20 protein-coding genes are annotated in these 25,012 nt (G+C 73.1%); 12 read left to right on the top strand and 8 right to left on the bottom strand.

Annotated features, from left to right (window positions below):
• Genes ACIPUC_RS24315 through ACIPUC_RS24305 form a run of 3 tightly spaced genes read right to left on the bottom strand, consistent with a single transcriptional unit; the run spans window position 1 to window position 2,158 of the window.
• Window positions 1-681 (bottom strand): ABC transporter, encoded by a 681-nt coding sequence (locus tag ACIPUC_RS24315; protein WP_446592100.1) that lies wholly within the window; start codon window positions 679-681, stop codon window positions 1-3.
• The gene (locus ACIPUC_RS24310; protein ID WP_446592276.1) at window positions 678-1,487 is read right to left on the bottom strand and encodes an ABC transporter ATP-binding protein; all 810 of its coding nucleotides are present in this window, start codon (window positions 1,485-1,487) and stop codon (window positions 678-680) included. The genes ACIPUC_RS24315 and ACIPUC_RS24310 overlap by 4 nt, the downstream gene beginning before the upstream one ends.
• On the bottom strand, window positions 1,484-2,158 hold the full coding sequence (locus ACIPUC_RS24305; RefSeq protein ID WP_446592098.1) for an AIM24 family protein: 675 nt from the start codon (window positions 2,156-2,158) through the stop codon (window positions 1,484-1,486). Before ACIPUC_RS24305 ends, ACIPUC_RS24310 begins: the two co-directional genes overlap by 4 nt.
• Window positions 2,159-2,229: 71 nt before the next feature.
• On the opposite strand from ACIPUC_RS24305, the gene ACIPUC_RS24300 reads away from it, so the two are divergent.
• The 4 genes from ACIPUC_RS24300 (at window position 2,230) to ACIPUC_RS24285 (ending at window position 7,277) form a co-directional block, all read left to right on the top strand.
• Entirely contained in the window at window positions 2,230-2,982 is a 753-nt protein-coding gene (locus tag ACIPUC_RS24300; RefSeq protein WP_446592097.1) for an aminoacyl-tRNA hydrolase, read from the top strand.
• Between the two features lie 177 nt (window positions 2,983-3,159).
• Window positions 3,160-4,443 (top strand): DUF692 domain-containing protein, encoded by a 1,284-nt coding sequence (locus ACIPUC_RS24295; protein WP_446592275.1) that lies wholly within the window; start codon window positions 3,160-3,162, stop codon window positions 4,441-4,443.
• Entirely contained in the window at window positions 4,440-5,456 is a 1,017-nt protein-coding gene (locus tag ACIPUC_RS24290) for a TIGR04222 domain-containing membrane protein (protein ID WP_446592096.1), read from the top strand. Before ACIPUC_RS24295 ends, ACIPUC_RS24290 begins: the two co-directional genes overlap by 4 nt.
• A 192-nt stretch (window positions 5,457-5,648) precedes the next feature.
• A complete protein-coding gene (locus ACIPUC_RS24285) occupies window positions 5,649-7,277 on the top strand; it encodes an alpha/beta hydrolase (RefSeq protein ID WP_446592095.1) in 1,629 nt (542 codons plus the stop codon).
• Between the two features lie 112 nt (window positions 7,278-7,389).
• On the opposite strand, the gene hemQ is transcribed toward ACIPUC_RS24285, so the two are convergent.
• A complete protein-coding gene (gene hemQ / locus ACIPUC_RS24280) occupies window positions 7,390-8,103 on the bottom strand; it encodes a hydrogen peroxide-dependent heme synthase (protein WP_446592094.1) in 714 nt (237 codons plus the stop codon).
• Between the two features lie 4 nt (window positions 8,104-8,107).
• Entirely contained in the window at window positions 8,108-9,586 is a 1,479-nt protein-coding gene (gene hemG, locus ACIPUC_RS24275) for a protoporphyrinogen oxidase (protein WP_446592092.1), read from the bottom strand.
• 150 nt (window positions 9,587-9,736) lie between these two features.
• On the opposite strand from hemG, the gene ACIPUC_RS24270 reads away from it, so the two are divergent.
• A complete protein-coding gene (locus ACIPUC_RS24270) occupies window positions 9,737-10,753 on the top strand; it encodes a DUF4349 domain-containing protein (protein ID WP_446592091.1) in 1,017 nt (338 codons plus the stop codon).
• A gap of 63 nt (window positions 10,754-10,816) precedes the next feature.
• Window positions 10,817-12,223, top strand: coding sequence for an FAD-dependent oxidoreductase (locus ACIPUC_RS24265; protein WP_446592089.1), 1,407 nt, complete (start codon window positions 10,817-10,819; stop codon window positions 12,221-12,223).
• Window positions 12,224-12,400: 177 nt separating this feature from the next.
• Here ACIPUC_RS24265 and hemE read toward each other — a convergent pair whose 3' ends face one another.
• Window positions 12,401-13,408, bottom strand: a complete 1,008-nt coding sequence (gene hemE, locus ACIPUC_RS24260; RefSeq protein WP_446592274.1) for a uroporphyrinogen decarboxylase — start codon at window positions 13,406-13,408, stop codon at window positions 12,401-12,403.
• Between the two features lie 187 nt (window positions 13,409-13,595).
• Here hemE and ACIPUC_RS24255 point away from each other — a divergent pair, with 187 nt between their 5' ends.
• The 6 genes from ACIPUC_RS24255 (at window position 13,596) to ACIPUC_RS24230 (ending at window position 21,332) form a co-directional block, all read left to right on the top strand.
• Window positions 13,596-14,252 carry a DUF3000 domain-containing protein gene (locus tag ACIPUC_RS24255; protein WP_446592088.1) on the top strand — a complete coding sequence of 219 codons (657 nt, stop codon included), beginning with the start codon at window positions 13,596-13,598 and terminating at the stop codon, window positions 14,250-14,252.
• A gap of 267 nt (window positions 14,253-14,519) precedes the next feature.
• Window positions 14,520-15,182 carry a helix-turn-helix transcriptional regulator gene (locus ACIPUC_RS24250; protein ID WP_069922445.1) on the top strand — a complete coding sequence of 221 codons (663 nt, stop codon included), beginning with the start codon at window positions 14,520-14,522 and terminating at the stop codon, window positions 15,180-15,182.
• A 135-nt stretch (window positions 15,183-15,317) separates the two neighbouring features.
• The gene (locus ACIPUC_RS24245) at window positions 15,318-16,601 is read left to right on the top strand and encodes an HRDC domain-containing protein (RefSeq protein ID WP_446592086.1); all 1,284 of its coding nucleotides are present in this window, start codon (window positions 15,318-15,320) and stop codon (window positions 16,599-16,601) included.
• Between the two features lie 249 nt (window positions 16,602-16,850).
• The gene (locus tag ACIPUC_RS24240) at window positions 16,851-18,077 is read left to right on the top strand and encodes a thiolase family protein (RefSeq protein WP_446592085.1); all 1,227 of its coding nucleotides are present in this window, start codon (window positions 16,851-16,853) and stop codon (window positions 18,075-18,077) included.
• Window positions 18,074-20,203, top strand: coding sequence for a 3-hydroxyacyl-CoA dehydrogenase NAD-binding domain-containing protein (locus ACIPUC_RS24235; protein WP_446592084.1), 2,130 nt, complete (start codon window positions 18,074-18,076; stop codon window positions 20,201-20,203). The genes ACIPUC_RS24240 and ACIPUC_RS24235 overlap by 4 nt, the downstream gene beginning before the upstream one ends.
• Window positions 20,204-20,294: 91 nt before the next feature.
• A complete protein-coding gene (locus ACIPUC_RS24230) occupies window positions 20,295-21,332 on the top strand; it encodes an LCP family protein (protein WP_446592082.1) in 1,038 nt (345 codons plus the stop codon).
• 7 nt (window positions 21,333-21,339) lie between these two features.
• On the opposite strand, the gene ACIPUC_RS24225 is transcribed toward ACIPUC_RS24230, so the two are convergent.
• The gene (locus tag ACIPUC_RS24225; protein WP_446592080.1) at window positions 21,340-22,836 is read right to left on the bottom strand and encodes an amino acid permease; all 1,497 of its coding nucleotides are present in this window, start codon (window positions 22,834-22,836) and stop codon (window positions 21,340-21,342) included.
• A gap of 116 nt (window positions 22,837-22,952) precedes the next feature.
• Entirely contained in the window at window positions 22,953-24,869 is a 1,917-nt protein-coding gene (dxs, locus tag ACIPUC_RS24220) for a 1-deoxy-D-xylulose-5-phosphate synthase (RefSeq protein ID WP_446592079.1), read from the bottom strand.
• Between the last annotated feature and the right edge of the window lie 143 nt (window positions 24,870-25,012).

Here is a 25,012-nt window from a genome sequence, read left to right as displayed (position 1 = left end):
TCAGCCTCGCCGCGCGGCGACCAGGCACGCCGCCGCGCCCGCGCCGCCCGCCAGCAGCAGCGCCCCCGCCAGGGCGTTCAGCGGCAGCGGTACGGCGCCCGAGCGCGCCCCGGTGACCAGGGCGGACAGCACGCCGCGGGCCGGGGAGCCCGGGAGGACCAGGGCCAGCAGGGAACCGAGGCCGCCCGCCGCCACGGCGTACCCGCGGCGCCGCACCAGCGGCCTGCTGCACAGCGCGCCCACGGCCGCGCCGGTCAGCGCGCACACCGCCACCGCCAGCGCCCCGGCCAGGGCCGCCCCGGCCGGGTCGAGTCCGGCCGGGTCGAGTCCGGCCGGGTCGAGTCCGGCCGGGTCGCCGAGGACCAGCGCGGCCGCGGCGGCCGCCGCCCCGGGCAGGAGCGTCCCGGCCAGCGCGGTGAGCAGGGCCGCCGCGTGCACCCGTACGGGACCGGAGGCGGCGGCCGTGCAGTCGCGGGCGGCGTCGGGCTCGCCGGTCACGCAGATCCGCACCAGCCAGGCGGCCACCGGGACCAGGCCGGCGGCCGCGTAGCCGAAGGAGTCCAGCACCGGGTCGCCGGGGCGGATCCCGATGGCCACGAAGGCGGCGTAGCCGAGCAGGGGTGCGAGCCAGCGCTGGGAGCGAAGCAGCAGGGCGCTCTGGTAGCGGAGCAGTGCGGTCACGGCAGTTCCTCCACGGCGCGGACGTGCCAGGGCGGCCGGGCGGTGAGCAGGTCGCGCAGGACTTCGTCGGAGCGCGCCCCGTCCACGGTCAGCAGGATGCCGCCGTCGGGGGCGGGCGCAGCGGCCAGGCCGGGGGGCGGTGTGCTGCCGGGCGGGCCGGACGCGTGGATCCGTACCCGGGGAGCGTCCGTCGCGGACACCGGCAGCACGGCGGCCCCCTCGACCCGGTAGCGGGCGTCGGTCGCGGCGGCGAGCCTTCGCGGATCGTGGTCGACGAACACCACGACGGCTCCGGCGGCGGTGCGTTCGGCCACGGCGAGGTCCAGCTCGGCGCGGGCGGCGGAATCCAGCCCGGTCCAGGCTTCGTCGAGGACCAGCAGACCCGGCTCGGCGAGGAGGGCCTGGGCCACGGCCACCTTCTGGCTGCTGCCCTTGGACAGTTCGGCGAGCGGGGTGCGCGCGTACGCGGCGGCGCCGAACCGCTCCAGCCACACGGCCGCCCGGCGGGCCGCCTCGGCGCGCCGCAGCCCCTGTATCCGGCCCAGGTGGGTCAGGTACGCCGCGGCGTCGAGCGGCAGCGCCGCCGGGAAGCGCTCCGGCACGTAGGCGGTGCGGCGCGGGCGGCCGCCGACGCGGCCCTCGGTCGGGGTGTCGATCCCTGCGACGAGCCGCAGCAGCGTGGACTTGCCGCCGCCGTTGCCGCCCTCGATCCGGACGAGTGCGCCGGGCGGCAGTTCCAGGGTGACCCCGCGCAGGACCCAGGGCCGGCGCGGACCGTAGCGCCGGCCCACGCCGGTCAGGTTCAGTGGGCCGCCGCCGGCTCGGTGAGCTCGCTCGGGCGGACGATGACGAAGCCCTCGCCGCGCAGCATCAGCTGGACGGCCTCGCCGGAGCCGCCGCGGATCATCGAGCCGACCGACTGGGAGCGGTGCAGGCCGGTCTCGAGCTGGGCGCTCCAGCCCACGACCGCGTCGGTGTCCACGTAGACCGGCGCCTGGGCGGTGACCGGGATGATGATCGGGTTGCCGTCGCAGACCACGGCGAGCTTGCCGGTGCCGGTGAAGAGGCTGTTGAAGAGTCCGCCGCCGGTCATTCCGGCGCCCTTGAGCATCTTGATCTCGTAGGACAGGGTCGGATCGAAGCACAGCACGTTGCGCCCGTTGAGGGTCAGCGCGTCGCCGGGCTCGAACTCGATGATGAAGCAGTTGCCCGCCTGGTGGGCGAACCAGGCCTCCCCTTGGCCCCGTACGGACATCAGCGCCAGGCCCTCGCCCGTGACGGCGCGCTTGAGCATGCCGCCGATGCCCTGCGCCTTGCGCTCGAACTGGAGGTTGCCGCGGTAGGCGACCATCGAGCCCTGGCGGGCCAGCATCTCGCCGTTGACTGCGTACTTCACGGACTTGGGGTTCTGCAGGGTCATGCCGGGCGCGACGGCCGCCTGGACCAGGTTCTCGGACGCGAAAAGGTCACTCTTCATGGCTTCGATCCTCGCCCGGCCCGGACCCCCGCGGCATCATCCTGAAGGGTGAGGCTGGCATCCTTGGCGGGATGAGCAGCCAGCACACGAACGACACCACAGACGTACCCGCGGTCGGCGCGGACAGCCCCTTCCGGCAGGAGCACGCGCTGCGCGACGAGGCCCCGCAGTTCGTCCTGCCGCTGGTGGTGCGGATCGAGAAGACCGAGCCGCCCGCCCGGACGGACGCGCTGGAGACGGCGGCCCGCGCCGTGCTGGTCCTGCTGACCGACGAGCGCTCGCGGGGCGGGGGCGAGTGGGCCGAGGCGGTGCGGGACTGGCAGGACGCGCGGATCCGCAAGGTGGTCCGGCGGGCGCGCGGGGCGGAGTGGCGCAAGGCCGGCACCCTGCCGGGCGTCACGGTGCACGGTGACGCCTCCGAGGTGCGGGTCTTCCCGCCGGTGCCCCTGGACGGCTGGCCCAAGGAGCTGGCCAAGCTCCAGGTGTCGGGCACCGACCTGGACGACCCGGAGCCGGTCGGCGCGGTCACCGAGCCGGGTCTGCCCGTGCTGTGGCTCAACCCCGCCCTCGACATGTCGGCCGGCAAGGCGATGGCCCAGGCCGGGCACGCGGCGCAGCTGGCGTGGTGGGAACTGACGGACGCGGAGCGGGGCGTGTGGCAGGCCTGCGGTTTCCGGCTGGCCGTACGGACGGCACCGCGCGAGCGGTGGGCGGAGCTGAGCGGCAGCGGGCTGCCGGTGGTCCGCGACGCCGGCTTCACGGAGATCGCACCCGGCAGCGCGACGGTGGTCGCCGACCACCCGGCGCTGCGCGCGCGGCTCTGACGGCACCTCCCGGTCCGGGCGAACTGCGGGGCAGGGTCCGGGCCGAGTTCTCCGGCGGAACCTCAAATGTTGCTCTGAACGTCCCCCCTTCGCGGTTGGCCGGACTCCACCGGGGCCATCACATCGGCACACGGTGCGATGAACCGCGCTGAAAGGGGGGCGAGGGACATGAAGCCCATGGCACACCTGGGGGTGGGCATCGGCTGGCGGCCTGAGATCGCGGACGCGGTCGAGCGGCTGCCCGGCCTGGACTGGGTCGAGGTGGTGGCCGAGAACATCTGCCCGGGCCACCTGCCCGAACCGCTGCTGAGGCTGCGCGAGCGCGGCGTCCGCCTGGTCCCGCACGGGGTCTCGCTGGGCCTCGGCGGCGCCGACCGCCCCGACCCGGCGAAGCTGGCGGCGCTCGGGGAGCGGGCGGTGGCGCTGGGGGCGCCGCTGGTCACCGAGCACATCGCCTTCGTCCGCAGCTCCTCGCCCGCGCTCGAGGCCGGCCACCTGCTGCCGGTGCCGCGCACGCGCGACGCCCTGGACGTGCTGTGCGAGAACGTGCGCGCCGCGCAGGACGCGCTGCCCGTGCCGCTGGCACTGGAGAACATCGCCGCGCTGTTCTCCTGGCCGGGCGAGGAGCTGACGGAGGGGCAGTTCCTGACGGAGCTGGTCGAGCGGACCGGCGTACGGCTGCTCATCGACGTGGCCAACCTGCACACCAACCGGGTCAACCGGGGCGAGGACCCGGCCGCCGTGCTGGACGCGATCCCGCTGGAGGCGCTGGCGTACGTGCACGTGGCGGGCGGCGTCGAGCGGGGCGGCGTCTGGCACGACACCCACGCGCACCCGGTGCCGCCGGTGGTGCTCGAGCTGCTGGCCGGACTCCGCGACCGGGTGGACCCGCCGGGCGTCCTGCTGGAACGGGACGACGACTTCCCGCCGGAGCCGGAGCTGGCGGCCGAGCTGGCCGCGATCCGCGCGGTGGTGACGGCCGGGCCGGCCGTCCCGGAGGTCCCCCGGCCCGCGGCCGGGGGTCGGGACACCCGGCACGCGCCGCCGGACGAGGCGACGCGCACCCGGGTGGGGCTCGGGCAGGCCGCGCTGCTGTCGGCCCTGGTGGCCGGGACTCCGGTGCCCGAGGGCTTCGACCGGCAGCGGATCCGGGTGCAGTCCCGGGCGCTGGCCGCCAAGCGGGCCGAGGTGGTGGCCCGGCTGGCTCCCGAGCTGCCGGACGTCCTGGGCGGCGAGGAGGCGTACCGCACGGCCTTCCTCGCCTACGCCAAGGGCCGCCCGATGACGGCCGGATACCGCCGGGACGCCCTGGACTTCGCGGAGCACCTGCTGATCCAGGACCTGCCGGCCGACCCGGCCGCCCGGCGCCGGCTCACCGTGTGGTGGCGGGACCGGGCCGGGGCACGGCCGCCCGGCCGGGTGGTGCGCTGGGCCCGGGCGCTCGTGGGGAGGGCGGCGTGAACCTGCTCGCATGGGCGATCTGGATCGCCGTCGTCACCTCCAGCGGCCTGCTGGTCCTCGGCCTGTACCGGTCCCGGCCGCGGTCGGCCGGTCCGGCGCCGGTCCTCCACGACCTGTCCGAGGCCGCGTTCATGGCGGGCGGGCCCGGCGCCGTCGTGGACACGGCCCTCGTCTCGATGCTGGGGGACGGCCGGCTGGTGGTGGGGGGCCCGGGCATCGTCCACGTACACCCCGGGGCGCGGGCGGGCGACCCCGCCGAGCGCGCCGTCCTCCAGGCCCACCGCGGTGCGCCCTCGGGATGGCTCTACCAGGTGCGGTACGCGGCCATGCTCGACCCGGCCGTCCAGGAGACCGGGGACGGCCTGGCGGCCCGCGGGCTGCTCTCGCCGCCGGGCTGGGGGCGGACCTGGCGGCGCTGGGGCCTGACCCAGGCCGCGGTGTGCGGATTCCTGGTGCCGATCTCGCTGCCGCTGACCTTCGTCGCGTTCGTCATGGATCCGGACGGCCAGGTGCCGTTCATCGCCAAGGTGCTTCCCGTGCTGCTCGGCGGGATCCTCGTGGGTGCGCTCTGCGCCGCGGCGGCCAAGCGGCGGATCACCCCGTCGGGGCGGCGGGCGCTGCGCGAGATCCGCTCCCACTACGTGAACGACCGGACCCCGCACGTGCAGACGGCGCTGTTCGGACTGCGCGGTCTGCGGGACCCGTTCCTGCGCGGGCAGCTGGTGCCCGCCGCACGCGGCACCCGGCTGGCCGCGGCCCAGTCGGGGTCCCGTCCCGCGCGCCGCTACGACTCCTCGTCCGGGTCCTCCGCCGAGCTCCTGCCGGTGCTGTGGTGCGCGGGGACCGACGGGGGCAGTTCGGGGTCCTCGTGCGGAGGGGGTTCCGGCGGCGGCTGTGGAAGCGGCAGTTCCAGCTGTTCCGGCGGGAGTTCCGGCGGTTCCGGCTGCAGCAGTTCCTCCGGTTCGAGTTGCAGCAGTTCGTCCGGTTCCAGCTGTTCCAGCAGCAGCTCCTGACGAGCCGCCACATTGGCAGCACCCTCGACGACGAGCTGAACGGGGGACGGATCCCACGGCAACGGGGGCATGGAGGCCGACACCGCCCGGTGGTCCTTTACTTCCGCGCGAGGCCCTGGTCATCTCATCGGACCATCTGCTGGGGACCCCCGGACGGAGTCCGGGGGAGGTAGCCGGGGAGAAGGGGCCGCCGTGCGGACGACACCCGTACGCCACGCAGCCGCTGCGGCGGCCCTCACCCTGCTGGCCACCGCCTCCGCCGCCCCGGCGGCAGCGGCCCCCGCCCCCGACGCCGAGTCGGCCGGCGCGGCCCTCGCCGCCCGCCGCGCCGCCGCCTCCGGCCTGGACTTCCGGACGTGCCCCGCCGTCGAGGCACTGCCCGGGCCCGTGCGCTGCGCGACCCTGCGCGTCCCGCTCGACTACGCCCGCCCCGACGGCCCGCAGATCTCCCTCACCGTCAGCCGGGTCCCGGCGAGCCGCGCCGGCGGCGCCGCCCGGCAGGGCGCACTCGTCCACAACCCCGGCGGCCCCGGCGCCTCCGGCATGTACTTCCCGCTGCTCGCGCCGCTCCCCGCGTGGCAGCGGATCGCGGCCGCCTACGACTTCGTCGGCTACGCGCCGCGCGGCGTCGGCCGCTCCGCCCCGCTGTCCTGCCAGGACCCGGCCGCCCGCGCCGCGGGCCCCACCCGGGTCCCGGTCCACCCCTCCCCCGCGGACAAGCAGCGGCGCCGCGCCGACGCCCGGGCCTACGCCCGCGGCTGCGCCGAGCGGGCCGGCGCCGCCCTGCCGCACTACACGACGCTGAACAACGTGCGCGACCTGCACGTGCTGCGCGCCGCGCTCGGCGAGGAGAAGCTGACGTTCGCGGGCGCCTCGTACGGCACCTACCTGGGCGCGGTCTACGCCACCCGGTACCCCGCCCACGTCCGCCGCATGGTGCTCGACTCACCGGTCAACCCCGACCCGGCCCGCGTCTGGTACCGCAACAACCTCGAGCAGGCGCCCGCGTTCGAGCGCCGCTGGTACGACTTCCGCGCCTGGGTCGCCCGCCACCACGCCGCGTACGGGCTCGGCAGTACCCCGGCGGCGGTGCAGACGAGCTACGAACGGGTCCGGAAGGCGGTGGCCCGTGCCCCGGCGGGCGGCAACATCGGCACGGGCGAGCTCCACGCGGCGTACCTCGAGACCGCCTACCGCGACGAGGTCTGGCCGGACCGCGCGGCGGCCCTGGCAGCCTTCCTGCGCGGCGATCCCGAGCCGCTGGCCGGCCAGGCGGCCCCGGATCCGGCCGCGGCCGCCGAGGCGGAGAACACGACGGCCGTCTACACGGCGGTGCTGTGCAACGACGCCCCGTGGCCGGGCGACTGGGAGACCTGGGACCGCGACCACACCGAACTGGCCCGCACGGCCCCCTTCGAGACCTGGTCCAACGCCTTCCTGAACCTGCCCTGCGCCTCCTGGCCGGTGCGGGCCCGGCAGCGGCCGGTGGCGGTGGGCGCCCCGCCGGCCGGGCTGCCCCGGCTGCCCCGCACGCTGATCGTCGCGGCGGAACGGGACGGGGCGACCCCGTACCCGGGTGCGCTGGAGCTTCAGCGGCGGCTCGGCGCCGAGGCCGCGCTGGTCACGGAGAAGGGGGCCGGCAGCCACGGAGTCTTCGGCGGACGCAATGACTGCGTGGACCGTCACGTGGAGCGGTATCTGCTGACAGGTGACACCTCGGGGTGGCGTGTCACGTGTGCGCCGCATCCGGAGCCCGCACCGGTGTCGCTGGACGACCGGGCAGCACGTGCCCTCGGGGCAGTGCTGCCGCCAGTCGTCTGAACTTCCGGGCGGGATCTCCGGCTGCGTCGTTTCGGGGGCAGGGCCTCCCGATCCGCCGGAGGCCGCTCTTGTGTCACGAGCAGTCCTCCGGCCCTTCCCCCCAGGGGAGGTATCAGGCGAGCCCGGCCACCAGATCGGCGACGGACTTGCGGCGTCCGGTGTAGAAGGGCACCTCTTCACGGACGTGCATACGGGCCTCGGAGGCACGCAGGTGACGCATGAGGTCGACGATGCGGTACAGCTCGTCGGCCTCGAAGGCCAGCAGCCACTCGTAGTCGCCCAGGGAGAAGGAGGCGACGGTGTTGGCGCGCACGTCCGGGTAGCCGCGGGCCATCTTGCCGTGGTCGGCGAGCATGCGGCGGCGGTCCTCGTCGGGCAGCAGGTACCAGTCGTAGCTGCGCACGAAGGGGTAGACGCTGACGTAGTCGCGGGCGACCTCGTCGGCCAGGAAGGCCGGGATGTGCGACTTGTTGAACTCGGCCGGGCGGTGCAGGGCCATGTTCGACCAGACCGGCTCCAGGGCGCGGCCCAGCTTGGTGCGGCGGAACAGGTTGTACGCGGTCTGCAGCTCGTCCGCGGTCTCCGCGTGCCACCAGATCATGATGTCCGCGTCGGCGCGCAGGCCGGAGACGTCATAGGTGCCGCGGACGGTGATGTCCTTGGCGGCCAGCTGGTCGAACAGCTCCTGGACCTCGTCGGCGTAGCCGGCGCGGTCCTCCGGGAGGACGTCCTTCAGCTTGAAGACGGACCACAGGGTGTAGCGGATGACCTCGTTGAGGTCCTTCGCCTTCTTCCCCGCGTTGGGAATCTTCTCTGGTGCAGTCATGTGCCTATTGTCCCGTGTGCTGATCAGTGGTCTGCGCCAGGGGTGCCGATCCCGGGCCGAGGGCGGCGAGCACCGCGTCCACGGCCTTGCCGGCTGCGGCGATGCACGCCGGGATGCCCACGCCGTCGTAGAGCGCGCCGCACACCGCGAGGCCCGGCAGGGCGGCGACGGCCGTGCGGATCCGGGCCACCCGGCCGAGGTGGCCGACCGGGTACTGGGGCAGCCCGCCGTCCCAGCGGGTGACGGTGGAGGCCACCGGCCGGGCCGCGAGGCCCACGGCCTCGCCGAGGTCGGCGAGCGAGACCTCGACCAGTTCCGCGTCGTCGCGCCCCAGGTCCTTCTCGTCGCCGTGCCGGCCGACGGAGGTGCGCAGCAGGAACAGCTCCGGGTCGGCCCCGGCCCAGGCCCACTTGTTGCTGGAGAAGGTGGAGGCCTTGATGGTCCGCCCGTCGACGGGCGGTACGAGGAACCCGCTCGCGCCGCCGGCGGCGATGGCAGCCGGCAGGTCGGAGCGGCGGAAGGCCATGGTGATCAGGGCCATGGAGGCGTACTCGACCCGGCGCAGCTCGGCCGCGGCGGCCGGTGCGAGCCCGTCGAGCAGCCGGGCGGCGGGTCCGGCGGGGGTCGCCAGGATCACGCCGTCGGCCTCGATGACCTCCGCGTCGGCCACGACCCGCCAGCCCTCGGGGGTACGGACGACCTCGCGGACCGGGGTTCCGGTGGCGATCCGCGCCCCGGCCGAGCGGCAGGCCCCGGCCACCGCGACCGGGAGCCGTCCGATGCCGCCCTCGATGCCGGCGAAGACCGGGCCGGCCGGCTGGGGCTGTGCCTGCGCCCGGCGCTGCAGTTCCCGTACCCCGTCGCCCAGCAGGGTGTGCGTACGGGCGGCCTCGAAGAGCTGGGGCACGGCGGCCCGCATGGAGATGCGGTAGGCGTTGCCCGCGTACACGCCGCCGAGCAGCGGTTCCACGAGCCGGTCGACGACCTCGGGGCCCAGCCGGGCGGCGACGTACGCGCCGACGGCGACGTCCTCGCCGATCTCGGCGGGCGGCAGCGCGTGCTCGGCCTCGATGCGGGCGAGGCCCTCGGGGGAGAGCACCCCGGAGGCGGCGAGCGGCCCGAGGTCGCCGGGGACGCCCATGACGTGCCCGCGCGGCATCGGCCTCAGCGCGCCCCGGGTCCACAGGTGGGCGGTGGCGGTGGCGGGCGCCTGGAGGGCCGCGCCGAGGCCCACGGCCTTGGCCAGGTCCACGGCTTCGGGGCGGCGGGCGAGCACGGATTCGGCGCCGAGGTCGACGGGGGCGCCGGCGAGCTCGCCGGCCCGCAGCTTGCCGCCGAGCCGCGGCCCGGCCTCCAGCAGCGTGACGCGGACGCCCTCGGCGAGCAGCTTGTGGGCCGCCGCGAGGCCCGCGATGCCGCCGCCGATGACGACGACGTGCCGGGTCCGGCCGGGGCGATCCGTACGCATGTCCGCTTCGTGCATGGACACATCGTCTCAGACCGATCACCGGCCGCGCGCCGAGGCCGGACCGTGACCGCATCGGGATCGGGCCGGGACCGCCGAAGTGAAACCCGCGACGGGACCCTGTACGTCGAACCGGCAACACCAGCCGAAACTCGGGGGTTTGACACGATGCATCGCTCTGCGGCGGCCCTGGCGGCCGCCCTCTCCCTGACCGGGGCGCTCGCGCTCACCGGCTGCGGCGCTTCCGGCGGGAGCCTGGACAGCGCGAACGACAAGGCGGCGGTCGCGCCCGCCCAGGACAACAAGGCCCCGGAGGGTGCCCAGGGAGCGGCGGCGGCCCCCGCCCCGGCGTCGTCTGGCGCCGACTCCGCCGCCAAGAACGGGCAGCAGCCGGTCGCCGTCCGCCCGAACGTCATCCGCACGGCGACGCTCGGCATCGAGACGGAGGACGTCCAGAAGACCCTCGCGGCGGCCCGCACCGCGGCCGACGGGGCCGGCGGCTACGTGGGCAGCGAGTCCACCAAACGCGGCGGGGACGGCCGGATGACCTCCACGCTCACCCTGCGGGTGCCGGGCGAGCGCTACGACGCGGTGCTCGGCGCCATGGAGGGCAGCGGCAAGCTCCTGCACCGCAAGGTCGACGCGCAGGACGTCACCGAGAAGGTCGCCGACATCGGCAGCCGGGTGGCGTCGCAGCAGGCCAGTGTGGCCCGGGTGCGCGAGATGATGGGCAAGGCCTCGGCGCTGAGCGAGGTGGTGATGCTCGAGAGCGAGCTGAGCCGCCGCCAGTCCGACCTGGAGTCGCTGCTGGCGCAGCAGACGGCCCTGAAGGACCGGACCTCGCTGGGCACGATCACGCTGGAGGTCTCCGAGCCGCTCGCGAAGCCGGCGGCGCAGGAGAAGAAGAAGGAGAAGGACCCGACCTTCCTGGGCGCACTGCGCGGCGGCTGGGAGGTCTTCACGAAGATCGTGCGCTACCTGACGGTGGCGGTCGGCGCGCTGCTGCCGTTCGCGCTGGCGGCCGCGCTGGCGGCGCTGGGGCACCGGCTGTACCGGAGGTTCCGGCCGGCCAAGCCGAAGACGGGCCCGGCCCCGAAGCCGGGCCCGGCCCCGAAGCCGGTCGCGGTGCCGGCGGCCCGGCCGGCGCCCGCGGACACCCCCGCCGAGGCGGACGTACACGACTGAACGCGCGTTCGCCCGTAGCGTGTTCACCATCCGGTGAGCGGCGGCGAAGGGGCGGTGCGGACGATGGCGGCGGCAAAAGAACGACTGGTGGTGGTCGGGGGTGACGCGGCGGGCATGTCCGCCGCGTCACAGGCCCGGCGGCTCAAGGGCCCGGCGGAGCTGGAGATCGTCGCCTTCGAGCGCGGGCACTTCACCTCGTACTCCGCGTGCGGGATCCCGTACTGGGTCGGCGGCCAGGTCCCGGAGCGCGACGACCTGATCGCGCGCACCCCGCAGGAGCACCGGGCCCGGGACATCGACCTGCGCACCCGGACGGAGGTCGTGGAGCTCGACCTGGCCGGATCGCGGGTGCGCGCCCGCGATCTGGACAGCGGATCCGAATCCTGGACGGGCTACGACAAGCTCGTCCTGGCCACGGGCGCCCGCCCGGTCCGCCCCAGGCTCCCCGGCATCGGCGCGCACGGGGTCCACGGCATCCAGACCCTGGACGACGGCCAGCGCCTGATGACGACCTTGCAGCTCCAGGACGGCCTCGCGCGCACGGAGGGCGGCCGGGCGGTCGTCGTCGGCGCGGGCTACATCGGTGTGGAGATGGCGGAGGCCCTGCTCGGGCGGGGCTACGACGTCACCGTCCTGCACCGGGGCGAGCAGCCGATGTCCACCCTGGACCCGGACATGGGCGGCCTGGTGCACAGCGCGATGAACGGCATGGGGATCCGTACGGTCTCCCGCGCCGAGGTGACGAAGATCCTCACCGACGAGGAGGGCCGGGCCCGCGCGGTGGCCACGGCGGCGGGCGAGGAGTACCCGGCGGACGTGGTCGTGCTCGGCATCGGCGTGGAGCCCCGTACGGCTCTGGCCCGGGCCGCCGGCCTTCCCCTCGGCTCCTCGGGCGGCATCCTCACCGACCTCTCGATGCGGGTCCGGGGCCACGAGAACATCTGGTCGGGCGGCGACTGCGTGGAGGTCCTTGACCTGGTCGCGGGCCGCACCCGGCACATCCCGCTGGGCACGCACGCCAACAAGCACGGCCAGGTCATCGGCTCGGGCGTGGGCGGCGGCTACGCGACGTTCCCCGGGGTCGTCGGCACGGCGGTCAGCAAGGTCTGCGAGCTGGAGATCGCCCGTACGGGCCTGCGCGAGCGGGACGCGCTGGAGGCGGGCCTGCGGTTCGTGACGGCCACCATCACCTCCACCACCACCGCGGGCTACTACCCGGGCGCGGCGGATATGACGGTCAAGATGCTGGCGGAGCGCCGCACGGGCCGCCTGCTGGGGGTCCAGATCGTGGGCGGCGCGGGCTCCGCGAAGCGGGTGGACATCGCGGCGGTCGCGCTGACGGCGGGCATGACGGTGGAACAGGTCGTCTCCCTGGACCTGGGCTACGCGCCCCCGTTCTCCCCGGTCTGGGACCCCATCCTGGTGGCCGCCCGCAAGGCGGTCTCCGCGGTGCGCTCGGCCGGCGTGTGACGGCCCGCCCGCCGCACCGGCGTCCGACAGGTTGGGCCCGTCGCGCTGGCGGTCGGCGGCCCGAGGCACCAGGCCCCGTCGGGGGTCTGTCCGTCGGAGATGCGAAACGTCGGCCCGTGCCCTGTCATGCAGGGCACGGTGCCGACGTTTCGATCTTGGCCGACTCGGGTTTCCGGGTCAGCGGGCCGTCTTGGTGTGGACGTAGTCCACCAGGCGGGTCAGGGCGTCCGGGTCCGTCGTCGGGAGGACGCCGTGGCCCAGGTTGAAGACGTGGCCCTCCAGGCCGGCCGCGGCGGCCAGGACCTCGTCCGTCTTGGCCTCGACGGCCTCGGGGGTGGAGAACAGCACCGCCGGGTCCAGGTTGCCCTGGAGCGCCTTGCCGGGGCCGACCCGGCGGACGGCCTCGTCCATCGGGATCCGCCAGTCGACGCCCACGACGTCCGCGCCGGCCTCGCCCATCAGGCCGAGGAGTTCGCCCGTGCCCACACCGAAGTGGATGCGGGGGATCCCGTACGAGGCCACCGACTCGAAGACCTTGGTCGACGCAGGCATCACCGAGCGGCGGTAGTCCGCCGGTGCGAGCGCGCCGACCCAGGAGTCGAAGAGCTGGACCGCGGAGACGCCGGCCTCGATCTGGACCTTCAGGAAGGCGGAGGTGATCTCCGCGAGGCGGTCCAGCAGGTCCGCCCACAGCTCCGGGTCCCCGTACATCAGGGCCTTGGTGTGTTCGTGGTTCTTCGAGGGGCCGCCCTCGACGAGGTAGCTCGCGAGGGTGAAAGGCGCACCCGCGAATCCGATCAACGGCGTGGAGCCCAGTTCACCCGTGAGCATGCCGATCGCCTCGGTGACGTACGAGACGTCCTCCGGGGTGAGGTCGCGCAGTTGTGCGAGGTCCTCGCGGCGGCGGATCGGCTGGGCCACGACGGGGCCGATGCCCGGCTTGATGTCCAGGTCGACGCCGATGGCCTTGAGCGGGACCACGATGTCGGAGAAGAAGATCGCCGCGTCCACCTTGTGGCGGCGCACCGGCTGCAGCGTGATCTCGGTGACCAGGTCGGGCCGCATGCACGACTCCAGCATCTGGGTCCCCTCGCGCACCTTGCGGTACTCGGGGAGCGAGCGCCCGGCCTGCCGCATGAACCACACCGGGGTGTGCGGCACCGGCTCCCGCCGGCACGCCTTCAGGAAGGCGGAATCGTACGTCTGACTCGGCTGGCCCGTGAAGGGGGTCTCCCCGGCGCCGGCGGAGCCGTGCGCGGGGGGAAGGTCGTTGGCGCTCACGACCCAAATCTTCGCACGTATGAAGAGTTGCCCGGCCCGGCGCGGGTGTCCCTGCGCCGTACGGGCGCCCGTTCCGCCTAGTCTTCCCCGCATGGCTGCGGCTCAGGGACGATTTTCAGATGGCGCTGACGGTATGGACAGCGCGGAGGAGAGCTCCGTCCCGCTCCCGTTCCGCCGGGCGGTCGACGGCTTGAAGAAAGCGCGGCTGCGTCCGGGGATCGAGATCGACCCGACCAAACCGCCCCAGAGACTGGCGCCGTACGCCTACGCCCTGGAGGCGGCCGTCGTCGACGGCGAGGACGACCTGGCCGACGGCCGGCTCATCCTGCTCCACGATCCGGCCGGGCACGAGGCCTGGCACGGGACCTTCCGGCTGGTGACGCTCGTACGGGCGGAACTCGAGCCGGAGATGGCCGCGGATCCGCTCCTCCCCGAGGTGTGCTGGTCCTGGCTGACGGGGGCGCTGGAGGCGCGCGGGCTGGGGTACGGGGAGGCGAGCGGGACCGTGACCATGGCGAGCTCGCACTACTTCGGCGGGCTCGCCGAGCGGCGCCCGGCGACGCAGATCGAGATCAGAGCCTCGTGGACGCCCCGTGAGGGCGTGGGCGGCGTGCCGGACACCTCGGCGCACCTGTCGGCGTGGTGCGAGCTGCTGTGCCAGATCGCGGGGCTGCCGCCGGTGGGGCCGACCGACAGCGTCACGGGCGTGGTCTCCCTGCCACAGCGGCGGGGTCCGCACCACCCGTAGCCGCGGGGCCGTACGGACGCGCGAAGAGCGGGGGAACACCCGGTCGACGCCGGCGGCGGAGTGTCGGGAACGCGGCATCCGTTGCGGGCTTCTGATCACCCTATGATCGATCGTGCGTCCGAATTGCCCGAATTGTTACTCACCAAATCGTGATCATTCCCTAAAGCCGGGCGGGTGACGTGCCGAAGGAGTCAGTGACCATCCGCACGGTTCGCACCGGCTTCCTTCCCCGAGCCGGCCGTCCCGCCACTCCCCCAGGAGGCCTAGGTGTCCGTTCTTCTCGAGCAGCCCGCAAGCCTGGTCGCCTACCGCCCGAACAAGCCGACGGCCATGGTCGTCGTGGCCGACCCGCGCGTCCGTTCCACCGTGACCCGCCATCTGTGGGCCCTCGGAGTACGTGACGTGATCGAGGCGTCGTCCATCGCGGAGGCCCGCCCCCGCGTCGGCAGCCCGCGCGACATCTGCGTGGCCGACGTACACCTGCCCGACGGTTCCGGTCTCACCCTGCTCTCCGAGACCCGCGCCGCGGGCTGGCCCAACGGCCTGGCCCTGTCCGCCGCCGACGACATCGGCGCCGTACGCAACGCCCTCGCGGGCGGAGTGAAGGGCTACGTCGTCACCGGCACGCGGACCAACATCGGGCTCCCCAGCCGGCCCGGCGCCGCCCCCATCGGCGCTGCCGCCGCCCGTATGCACCGCCGCCCCCCGGGTGCCCCGAGCCACCCGGGCGGCTACCGGGAGCTCTCCGGCCGCGAGGTCGAGGTCCTGCGCCTCGTCGCGGAGGGCCAGTCCAACAAGGCCATCGGCGTCTCGATGGGCCTGTCCGCCCTGACCGTCAAGTCCCACCTCGCCCGGATCGCCCGCAAGCTGGGCACCGGCGACCGGGCCGGGATGGTCGCCGTCGCCCTGCGGACCGGGATCATCCACTAGGACCTCCCGGTTCCGCCCCCGAGGCTCCCGGACGAATGCCGGGGAAACCCCGGGAAACGTCCGCCTTCCCCTCCCGCGCCCGTCGACGGATCGTTCCGGCGACGGGCGCATCGCATCCACGGATACCCTTGACCGGTGACCGACGCCCAAGAGACCGCAGCAGACCTGCGCACCACCACCGGGGGCGGCCCCCCGGACGACGTCGTCAGTTCGTCCGATGGGCCGCCGATTCCGTTGCTCGAACCCCGTGAGGGGATCCCCCCGGTCGTCGCCGACGCCGACGCCCTCGCCCGAGTGGTCGCGGCCTTCGCCGCGGGCACCGGCCCCGTGGCCGTCGACGCCGAGCGCGCCTCCGGATACCGCTACGGCCAGCGCGCCTACCTGGTGCAGCTGCGCCGCGAGGGCGCGGGCTCCGCGCTCATCGACCCCGTGGGCTGCCCCGACCTCTCCGCACTCGGCGAGGCCCTGTCGGGCACCGAGTGGATCCTGCACGCCGCCACCCAGGACCTGCCGTGCCTGCGCGAAATAGGCATGGTGCCCACCTCCCTGTTCGACACCGAGCTGGCCGGCCGCCTCGCCGGCTTCCCGCGGGTCGGACTGGGCGCGATGGTCGAGAGCGTGCTCGGCTACGCGCTGGAGAAGGGCCACTCCGCCGTCGACTGGTCGACCCGACCGCTCCCCGAGCCCTGGCTGCGCTACGCCGCCCTGGACGTGGAGCTGCTGGTCGACCTGCGGGACGCGCTGGAGGAGGAGCTGGACCGGCAGGGCAAGCTGGCATGGGCCCGCGAGGAGTTCGACGCGATCGCCGCCGCGCCGCCCGCGCCGCCGCGCAAGGACCCGTGGCGCCGTACGTCCGGCATGCACAAGGTGCGCCGCCGCCGGCAGATGGCGGTCGTCCGGGAGCTGTGGGAGTCGCGGGACCGGATCGCGCAGCGGCGTGACGTGTCACCCGGCAAGGTGCTGGGCGACGCCGCGATCGTCGAGGCCGCCCTGGCCCTGCCGGCGAACGTGCAGGTCCTCTCCGCCCTGCCCGGCTACGGGCAGCGCATGGGCCGGCGCCAGCTGGAGCAGTGGATGGCGGCCGTGGACCGGGCGAGGGCGCTGCCCGAGAACGAGCTGCCGCAGCCCGGGGCGACCCCGGCCGGTCCGCCGCCGCCGCGTTCCTGGGTGGACAAGGACCCGGCCGCCGCGGCCCGGCTGTCGGCGGCCCGCGCGGCCGTCTCGGCGCTGGCGGAGGGGCTGAACCTGCCCCAGGAGAACCTGATCACCCCGGACACGGTCCGCCGGCTGTGCTGGGAGCCGCCGCAGCGGCTCGAGGCGGACGCCGTGGCCGAGGCCCTGGCCGGCTACGGCGCCCGTCCGTGGCAGGTCGAGCAGGTCACCGCGGCGCTGGTCACGGCCCTGGCCGCGACCGCCTGACCGAAGCACCCGGCACCGCCGACGGGGCCCTCACTCCAGGGGAGTGAGGGCCCCGTCCGTTCCGTCGGTCGGTCCGCGGCGGGCGCCCCGGCCCCGGCCCGGCCGGTGTGACCTTCGCCGCTGTTCGGGGAGGGGGTGTGCACGAGGGTTACCCGCAAGTAGCATGGGCCGGGTGAGCGGGCGCTCAGTGACGTAAGCCGAGCATGCCCCCGCGCAGCAGTGCACACCCGCACCTGGAGGAGAGCCAACGTGCCTCGTACCGTCAGGGACGTCGTCTTCGTCGACGGCGTCCGCACCCCGTTCGGCAAGGCGGGCCCGAAGGGCATCTACAACGGGACCCGCGCCGACGACCTCGTCGTGAAGGCGATCCGGGAGCTGCTGCGCCGCAACCCGGACCTGGACCCCGCGAAGATCGACGAGGTCGCCATCGCCGCGACCACGCAGATCGGCGACCAGGGCCTCACGCTGGGCCGCACCGCGGGCATCCTCGCGGGTCTCCCCCAGTCCGTCCCGGGCTACTCGATCGACCGCATGTGCGCCGGCGCGCTGACCGCCGTCACCGCCGTCGCGGGCGGCGTGGCCTTCGGTGCGTACGACGTCGCCCTCGCCGGCGGTGTCGAGCACATGGGCCGCCACCCCATGGGCGAGGGCGTGGACCCGAACCCGCGCTTCGTCTCCGAGAAGCTGGTCGACGAGTCCGCCCTGTTCATGGGCATGACCGCCGAGAACCTGCACGACCGGTACCCGACGATCACCAAGCTCCGCGCCGACGAGTACGCCGTGCGCTCGCAGGAGAAGGCCGCCAAGGCGTACGCCGACGGCAAGATCCAGCAGGACCTGGTCCCGATCTCGGTGCGCAACACCAACGAGGCCGCGGGTGAGACGGGCTGGGGCCTGGTCACCACCGACGAGCCGATGCGCCCGGGTACCACCCTGGAGAACCTGGCCGGCCTGAAGACCCCGTTCCGTACGCACGGCCGGGTCACCGCGGGCAACGCCGCCGGTCTCAACGACGGTGCCACCGCCGCGATCATCGCGTCCGAGGACTTCGCCCGCGAGAACAACCTCCCGGTCAAGATGCGCCTCGTCTCGTACTCCTTCGCGGGTGTCGAGCCGGAGGTCATGGGCTACGGCCCGATCCCGGCCACCGACAAGGCCCTCGCCCAGGCCGGCCTGTCCATCGAGGACATAGGCCTGTTCGAGGTCAACGAGGCCTTCGCGGTCCAGGTCCTGGCCTTCCTGGAGCACTACGGCATCGCCGACGACGACGCCCGCGTGAACCAGTACGGCGGCGCCATCGCGTTCGGCCACCCGCTGGCCTCCTCCGGCGTGCGTCTGATGACGCAGCTGGCCCGCCAGTTCGAGGAGCAGCCGCACGTCCGCTACGGCCTGACCACCATGTGCGTCGGCTTCGGCATGGGCGCCACGGTCATCTGGGAGAACCCGAACTTCAACTCCGAGGGAGACTCCAAGTGAGCACCACCGCTGAGCTCCTGAAGGGCGCGGCCGAGCTGTTCCCGGACGAGGTCGTCACGTCCGCGCACGTCCGCCACCTGGACCTGCCGTTCGGCGCCGGGCGCTTCGCGCTCATCACGCTGGACAACGGCTTCGACCACACCAAGCCGACCACGTTCGGCCCGCAGTCCCTCGCCAACCTGAACACGGCGATCGACCAGGTCGAGCAGGAGGCCCTCGCGGGCTCCATCGTCGGCGCGGGCATCACCGGCAAGCCGTTCATCTTCGCGGTCGGCGCCGACCTCAAGGGTGTCGAGCTGCTGAAGAAGCACGACGAGGCGCTCGCCATCGGCAAGGGCGGCCACGACGTCTTCAAGCGTCTCGCCGCGCTCGCCGTCCCGACCTTCGCGTACTACAACGGCGCGGCGATGGGCGGCGGCGTCGAGGTCGGTCTGCACTGCACCTACCGCACCGTCTCCAAGGCCATCCCGGCCTTCTCGCTGCCCGAGGTCTTCCTCGGTCTGGTCCCGGGCTGGGGCGGCTGCGCCCTGCTCCCGAACCTGATCGGCGCGGAGCGCGCGGTCTCGGTCATCATCGAGAACTCGCTCAACCAGAACCGTCAGCTCAAGGGCAAGCAGGTCTTCGAGCTCGGCATCGCCGACGCGCTCTTCGAGGGCGCGGACTTCCTGGAGCAGTCGCTCCTGTGGACCGCGAACGTCCTGAACGGCACCACCGAGGTCGTCCGCGCAGAGATCGACCGCGGCGAGGCCTGGGACGCGGCCGTCGCCAAGGGCCGCTTCATCGCGGACTCCAAGGTGCACGGCGCCGCTCCGGCCGCGTACCGCGCGCTGGACATCATCGCCGCGGCCAAGGACGGCGACCTGCAGGCCGGCTTCGACGCCGAGGACACGGCCCTGGCCGACCTCATCATGGGCGGCGAGCTGCGCTCGGGCATCTACGCCTTCAACCTGGTCCAGAAGCGCGGCAAGCGCCCGGCCGGTGCCCCGGACAAGTCCCTGGCCCGTCCGGTCACCAAGGTCGGCGTGGTCGGCGCGGGTCTGATGGCCTCGCAGCTGGCGCTGCTCTTCCTGCGCCGCCTGGAGGTGCCGGTGGTCCTCACCGACATCGACCAGGAGCGCGTGGACAAGGGCGTGGGCTACGTCCACGCCGAGATCCAGAAGCTGCTCGGCAAGGGCCGCATCAACCAGGACAAGGCCAACCGCCTGACCGCCCTGGTGACCGGTGTCCTGGACAAGGCCGAGGGCTTCTCGGACGCGGACTTCATCATCGAGGCCGTGTTCGAGGAGATGTCCGTCAAGCAGAAGGTGTTCGCGGAGGTCGAGGCGGTCGCCCCGGCGCACGCGATCCTCGCGACCAACACCTCCTCGCTGTCGGTGTCCGAGATGGCCTCCAAGCTCCAGCACCCGGAGCGCGTGGTCGGCTTCCACTTCTTCAACCCGGTCGCGATCCTCCCCCTGCTGGAGATCGTCCGCGGTGAGCAGACGGACGAGGCCTCGCTGGCCACGGCCTTCGGTGTCGCCAAGAAGCTGAAGAAGACCGCGGTCCTCACCAAGGACGCCCCGGCGTTCGTCGTGAACCGCATCCTGACCCGCTTCATGGGCGAGATCCAGAACGTCATCGACGAGGGCACCCCGGTGGTCACGGCGGAGAAGGCCATCGAGCCGCTCGGCCTGCCGATGTCCCCGCTGGTGCTGCTGGAGCTCGTCGGCCCGGCGATCGGTCTGCACGTCTCCGAGACCCTGAACCGCGCCTTCCCGGAGCGCTTCACCGTCTCCCCGAACCTGGCTGCGGTCGTCAAGGCCGGCAAGCGCGGCTTCTACGTCTACGACTCCGGGAAGCCGGAGCTGGACCCCGAGGTCTCCGCCCTCCTGGTGCAGGGCGACGTCGTCCTGACGGAGGAGCAGGTCCGCGACCGCGTCCTGGACGCGGTGGCGCAGGAGATCGGCCTGATGCTGGAGGAGGGTGTCGTGGCCGAGGCCCAGGACATCGACCTCTGCCTCATCACCGGTGCCGGCTGGCCCTTCCACCTGGGCGGCATCACGCCGTACCTGGACCGTGAAGGCATCTCGGAGCGCGTGAACGGCAAGAAGTTCCTCGCCCCCGGCCTGGCGAGCGTCCCGGCCTAGTCCGGGTCGCGGACGGGTAATTCACGGCCTGGCCCGCCCCCTTCCGGGGGCGGGCCTCGGTCATTCGAATATCTGTCTAAGATTCACCCCCATGACGGACACGCACGCGCGGCCCAGGCGCCGCCGACGCCGCATTCTGCGGATCACCCTGCTGCTGGTCGCCGTGCTGATCCTGGGCGCGGCCGGGGCCGGCTGGTGGGCGTACAGCCACCTCGACGGCAACATCTCCAGCGTCGACCTGGATCAGGCCATCGGCGACAACCGGCCGCCGAAGGTGGTCGCGAACGCGCAGAACATCCTGGTGCTCGGCTCCGACTCGCGGGCCGGGGCCAACGGCGACCTCGACCACGGCGACGTCAGCGGGGCCCGCTCGGACACCGCGATGCTGGTGCACATACCCGAGGGCCGGACCAAGGCGACCGCGGTGAGCATCCCCCGCGACACGCTGGTCACCCGGCCCGAGTGCAAGAAGGACGGCAAGACCCTGCCGTCGGCGAAGCGGGTCATGTTCAACTCCGTCTACTCGCTGGCCGGTCCGGCCTGCGTGGTCAACACCGTCGAGCAGCTGTCCGGCGTCCGCGTGGACCACTTCGTCGAGGTGGACTTCGCCGGCTTCAAGGGGCTGGTCGACGCGCTGGGCGGGGTCACCGTCACCCTGGACAAGCCGATGAGCGGCGCCAAGGGCGGCCTGAAGCTGGACGCCGGCACGCACCGGCTGAACGGCACCGACTCGCTCAGGTTCGTCCGTACCCGCTACGGCTACGGGGACGGCAGCGACCTCGGACGCATCGGGCTCCAGCAGCAGTTCATGATGGCGATGCTGTCCGAGATAAAGAAGCAGGACGCCTTCGGCAACCCGGCACGCCTGTACAAGCTCGCCGACGCCGCGACCAAGTCGCTGACCACCGACCGCGACCTGGCCTCGCTCACCGCGCTCTCCGACTTCGCGCAGAGCATGAAGGGCGTGGACCCGGAGACGATGGAGACCATCATGCTGCCGGTCGCCTACGACAAGGTGGACCCCAACCGGGTGGTCGTGGCCGAGCCGCAGGCGACCCGGCTGTGGGAAGCCCTCCGCACGGACCAGAAGATTCCGGCCTCCGCGAAGGACTCCCCCGCCAAGGGCTGACGCCGGTCTAGTACTTCGCGTCGGCGCCGAGCCGGCCCAGCCGGCTGTGGCGGCGTCCGTACGCGTAGTAGACGACGATGCCGACCGCCATCCAGATGCCGAAGCGCACCCACGTCTCGGCCGGCAGGTTGAGCATCAGCCAGACCGAGGCGGCGATCGACAGGATCGGCACCACGGGCACCCACGGGGTGCGGAAGGACCGGTGCAGGTCGGGGCGGGTGCGGCGCAGGATGATCACGCCGAGCGCCACGACCACGAAGGCGAACAGCGTGCCGATGTTCACCAGCGTCGCCAGTTCGTTGATGCTGGTGAACCCGGCGACGATCGCGATGATCACGCCGAGCAGGATCGTCGGCCGGTACGGGGTACGGAACTTCGGGTGGGTCACCGAGAAGAAGCGCGGCAGCAGGCCGTCTCGGCTCATCGCGAAGAACACCCGGGTCTGGCCCAGCAGCAGGATCATGCAGACCGTGGTGAGTCCCACCGCGGCGCCGAAGCTGATGATGCCGCCGTACACGGGATGCCCGGCGGATTTGAAGGCGTCGGCCAGCGGTGCGCTCACCGACAGCTCGCTGTAGTGCTGCATGCCGGTCACCACGAGCGAGACGGCCACGTACAGCACGGTGCAGATCAGCAGCGAGCCGAGGATGCCGCGCGGCATGTCCTTCTGCGGCAGCTTGGTCTCCTCGGCGGCCGTGGCGACCACGTCGAAGCCGATGAAGGCGAAGAACACGACGGAGGCCGCGGTGAAGATGCCCATGATGCCGAAGTTGGTGGGCTCGTAGCCGAAGATCAGCTGGACCAGCGGAGCGTCGAGCCCCGCGCCGCCCTCCTGTTTCACCGCCTCCGGGATGAAGGGCTTGTAGTTGCTGCCCTTGATGAAGAACAGGCCCGCGATGATGACGATGAGCACCACCGTGACCTTGATCGCGACGACGATCGCCGTGATCCGCGCGGACAGCTTCACCCCGACGACCAGGATCGCGGTGAGCACCAGCACCAGCACGAACGCCAGCAGGTCGAAGCTGCCGCCCGGGGTGTCCGGCCCTTGGAGCGAGACCGGTAGATGGATCGCGGCGTTGTCCATCAGCGAGCGGACGTAGCCCGACCAGCCGACGGCGACGACCGCGGTGCCGAGGGCGAACTCGAGTACGAGGTCCCAGCCGATGATCCAGGCCGGCAGCTCGCCGATCGAGGCGTACGAGAAGGTGTACGCGGAACCGGCGACGGGGACGGTCGACGCGAACTCGGCGTAGCAGAGAGCGGCGAGCGCGCACACCACGCCCGCGGCCACGAAGGCCAGGGCGGTGGCGGGGCCGGCGGTCTCCTTGGCGACCTTGCCGGTGAGGACGAAGATGCCGGTGCCGATGATGACGCCGACGCCGAAGACGGTCAGGTCCCAGGCCGAGAGCGACTTCTTGAGCGCGTGTTCCGGCTCCTCGGTGTCGCGGATGGACTGCTCGACCGACTTGGTCCGGAATGGACTGTTCAGATCCGTACTCACCAACGCACCTCCGACAAGGTGACGCACGCGAACGGGCCGGGAGGCCCACCCCTTCAAGGGTGATCTCCCGGCCCGTGACGTGCAACCGCGCGTGGATCCGGTGGCCGGTGCCCGTCCTAGTCGACGGCGGCGGCCGGCTCGCTGTCGTAACGCCCGTCCAGCTTGGCCACCAGGCCGGTGACCTGCCGGGCGATGTCCGGAGCGGTCAGCCCGATCTCGGCCATGACCTCCTTGCGGGTGGCGTGGTCGAGGAAGCGCTGCGGGATGCCGAAGTCGCGCAGCGGCACGTCGACCCCCGCGTCCCGCAGGGCCTGGGCGACGGCGGAACCGACGCCGCCGGCGCGGCTGTTGTCCTCGACGGTGACGACCACGCGGTGGCGGTCGGCGAGCGGGGCCAGCGCCTCGTCCACCGGCTTCACCCATCGGGGGTCCACGACGGTGGCGGAGATGCCCTGCTTGTCCAGCAGGTCGGCGATGTCCAGGCACATCGGGGCGAGTGCGCCGACCGAGACGAGCAGTACGTCCGGCCGGGTGACCTCGGGGGCCGGCGCGCGCAGGACGTCCATGCCGCCGATGCGGCCGACGGCCGGAACGGCCGGGCCGACGACGCCCTTGGAGAAGCGCACCACGGTCGGCGCGTCCTTGACCAGGACGGCCTCGTTCAGCTGGGCGCGCAGCTGCTCCGCGTCGCGCGGGGCGGCCAGGCGCAGGCCGGGGACGACCTGGAGGATGGACATGTCCCACATGCCGTTGTGGGAGGCGCCGTCGGTGCCGGTGACACCGGCGCGGTCCAGGACGAAAGTGACCCCGCACTTGTGCAGGGCGACGTCCATCAGGACCTGGTCGAAGGCGCGGTTGAGGAAGGTGGCGTACACCGCGAAGACCGGGTGGGCGCCGCCGGTGGCCAGGCCCGCCGCCGAAGTGGCGCCGTGCTGCTCGGCGATGCCGACGTCGAAGATCCGGTCGGGGTAGGCGTCGGCGAACTTCTTCAGGCCGACCGGCTGGAGCATGGCCGCGGTGATCGCGACGATGTCCTGGCGCTCCTTGCCGAGCTTGACCATCTCGTCGGCGAAGACGGAGGTCCAGCTGGCGGCGTCGGTGGAGACCGGCAGGCCGGTGTCCGGGTGGATGACGCCGACCGCGTGGAAGCGGTCCGCCTCGTCCTGGACGGCGGGCTCGTAGCCGCGGCCCTTCTGGGTGAGGCAGTGCACGATGACCGGGCCGCTGAAGCGCTTGGCGCGCTGCAGGGCCGACTCCAGGGCCTCGATGTCGTGGCCGTCGATGGGGCCGATGTACTTCAGGCCCAGGTCCTCGAACATGCCCTGCGGGGCGATGAAGTCCTTGAGGCCCTTCTTGGCGCCGTGCAGGGTCTCGTAGAGCGGCTTGCCGACGACCGGCGTGCGCTCCAGGAGGTCCTTGCCGCGGGCCAGGAAGCGCTCGTAGCCGTCCGTGGTGCGCAGGGTCGCCAGGTGGTTCGCGAGGCCGCCGATGGTGGGGCCGTACGAGCGCTCGTTGTCGTTGACGACGATGACCAGCGGGCGGTCCTTGGCGGCGGCGATGTTGTTCAGCGCCTCCCAGGCCATGCCGCCGGTCAGCGCGCCGTCGCCGATGACGGCGGCGACGTGGTGGTCCTCGCGGCCGAGCACCTCGTTGGCCTTGGCGATGCCGTCGGCCCAGCCCAGCACGGTGGAGGCGTGCGAGTTCTCGATCACGTCGTGCTCGGACTCGGCGCGCGAGGGGTAGCCGGACAGGCCTCCCTTGGCGCGCAGGTTGCCGAAGTCCTGGCGGCCCGTGAGCAGCTTGTGGACGTAGGCCTGGTGGCCGGTGTCGAAGAGGACCTTGTCCTTGGGCGAGTCGAAGACCCGGTGCAGGGCGATCGTCAGTTCGACCACCCCGAGGTTGGGGCCGAGGTGCCCGCCGGTCTTGGAGACGGCGTCGACGAGGAAGGACCTGATCTCGGCGGCGAGCTGGTCGAGCTCCTCCTGGCTGAGCCGGTCCAGATCGCGCGGTCCCTTGATGCGGGTCAGCAGCACCCGTGCCTCCTTGCAGTTGCTTGCTGGTCTGTCGAGTCTAATGTTCCGTCGGCGGGCGCGGGCATCGGGCCGTCCCGGGAGGGTCACACCTTTGTCATACATGTACGCACCGCCCCGGGGTCACACATCACAAACGGGCGTAT

It is taken from the genome of Streptomyces sp. LARHCF249, from assembly GCF_052871255.1.
This window is presented reverse-complemented; position numbering and strand designations above follow the sequence as displayed.

Bases quoted from the DNA above. Each gene is read 5' to 3' on its own strand.
- ACIPUC_RS24305 (WP_446592098.1), bottom strand. From the start codon at position 2,158: ATGAAGAGTGACCTTTTCGCGTCCGAGAACCTGGTCCAGGCGGCCGTC.
- ACIPUC_RS24300 (WP_446592097.1), top strand. From the start codon at position 2,230: ATGAGCAGCCAGCACACGAACGACACCACAGACGTACCCGCGGTCGGC.
- ACIPUC_RS24295 (WP_446592275.1), top strand. From the start codon at position 3,160: ATGGCACACCTGGGGGTGGGCATCGGCTGGCGGCCTGAGATCGCGGAC.
- hemQ (WP_446592094.1), bottom strand. From the start codon at position 8,103: ATGACTGCACCAGAGAAGATTCCCAACGCGGGGAAGAAGGCGAAGGAC.
- hemG (WP_446592092.1), bottom strand. From the start codon at position 9,586: ATGCACGAAGCGGACATGCGTACGGATCGCCCCGGCCGGACCCGGCAC.
- ACIPUC_RS24270 (WP_446592091.1), top strand. From the start codon at position 9,737: ATGCATCGCTCTGCGGCGGCCCTGGCGGCCGCCCTCTCCCTGACCGGG.
- ACIPUC_RS24265 (WP_446592089.1), top strand. From the start codon at position 10,817: ATGGCGGCGGCAAAAGAACGACTGGTGGTGGTCGGGGGTGACGCGGCG.
- ACIPUC_RS24255 (WP_446592088.1), top strand. From the start codon at position 13,596: ATGGCTGCGGCTCAGGGACGATTTTCAGATGGCGCTGACGGTATGGAC.
- ACIPUC_RS24230 (WP_446592082.1), top strand. From the start codon at position 20,295: ATGACGGACACGCACGCGCGGCCCAGGCGCCGCCGACGCCGCATTCTG.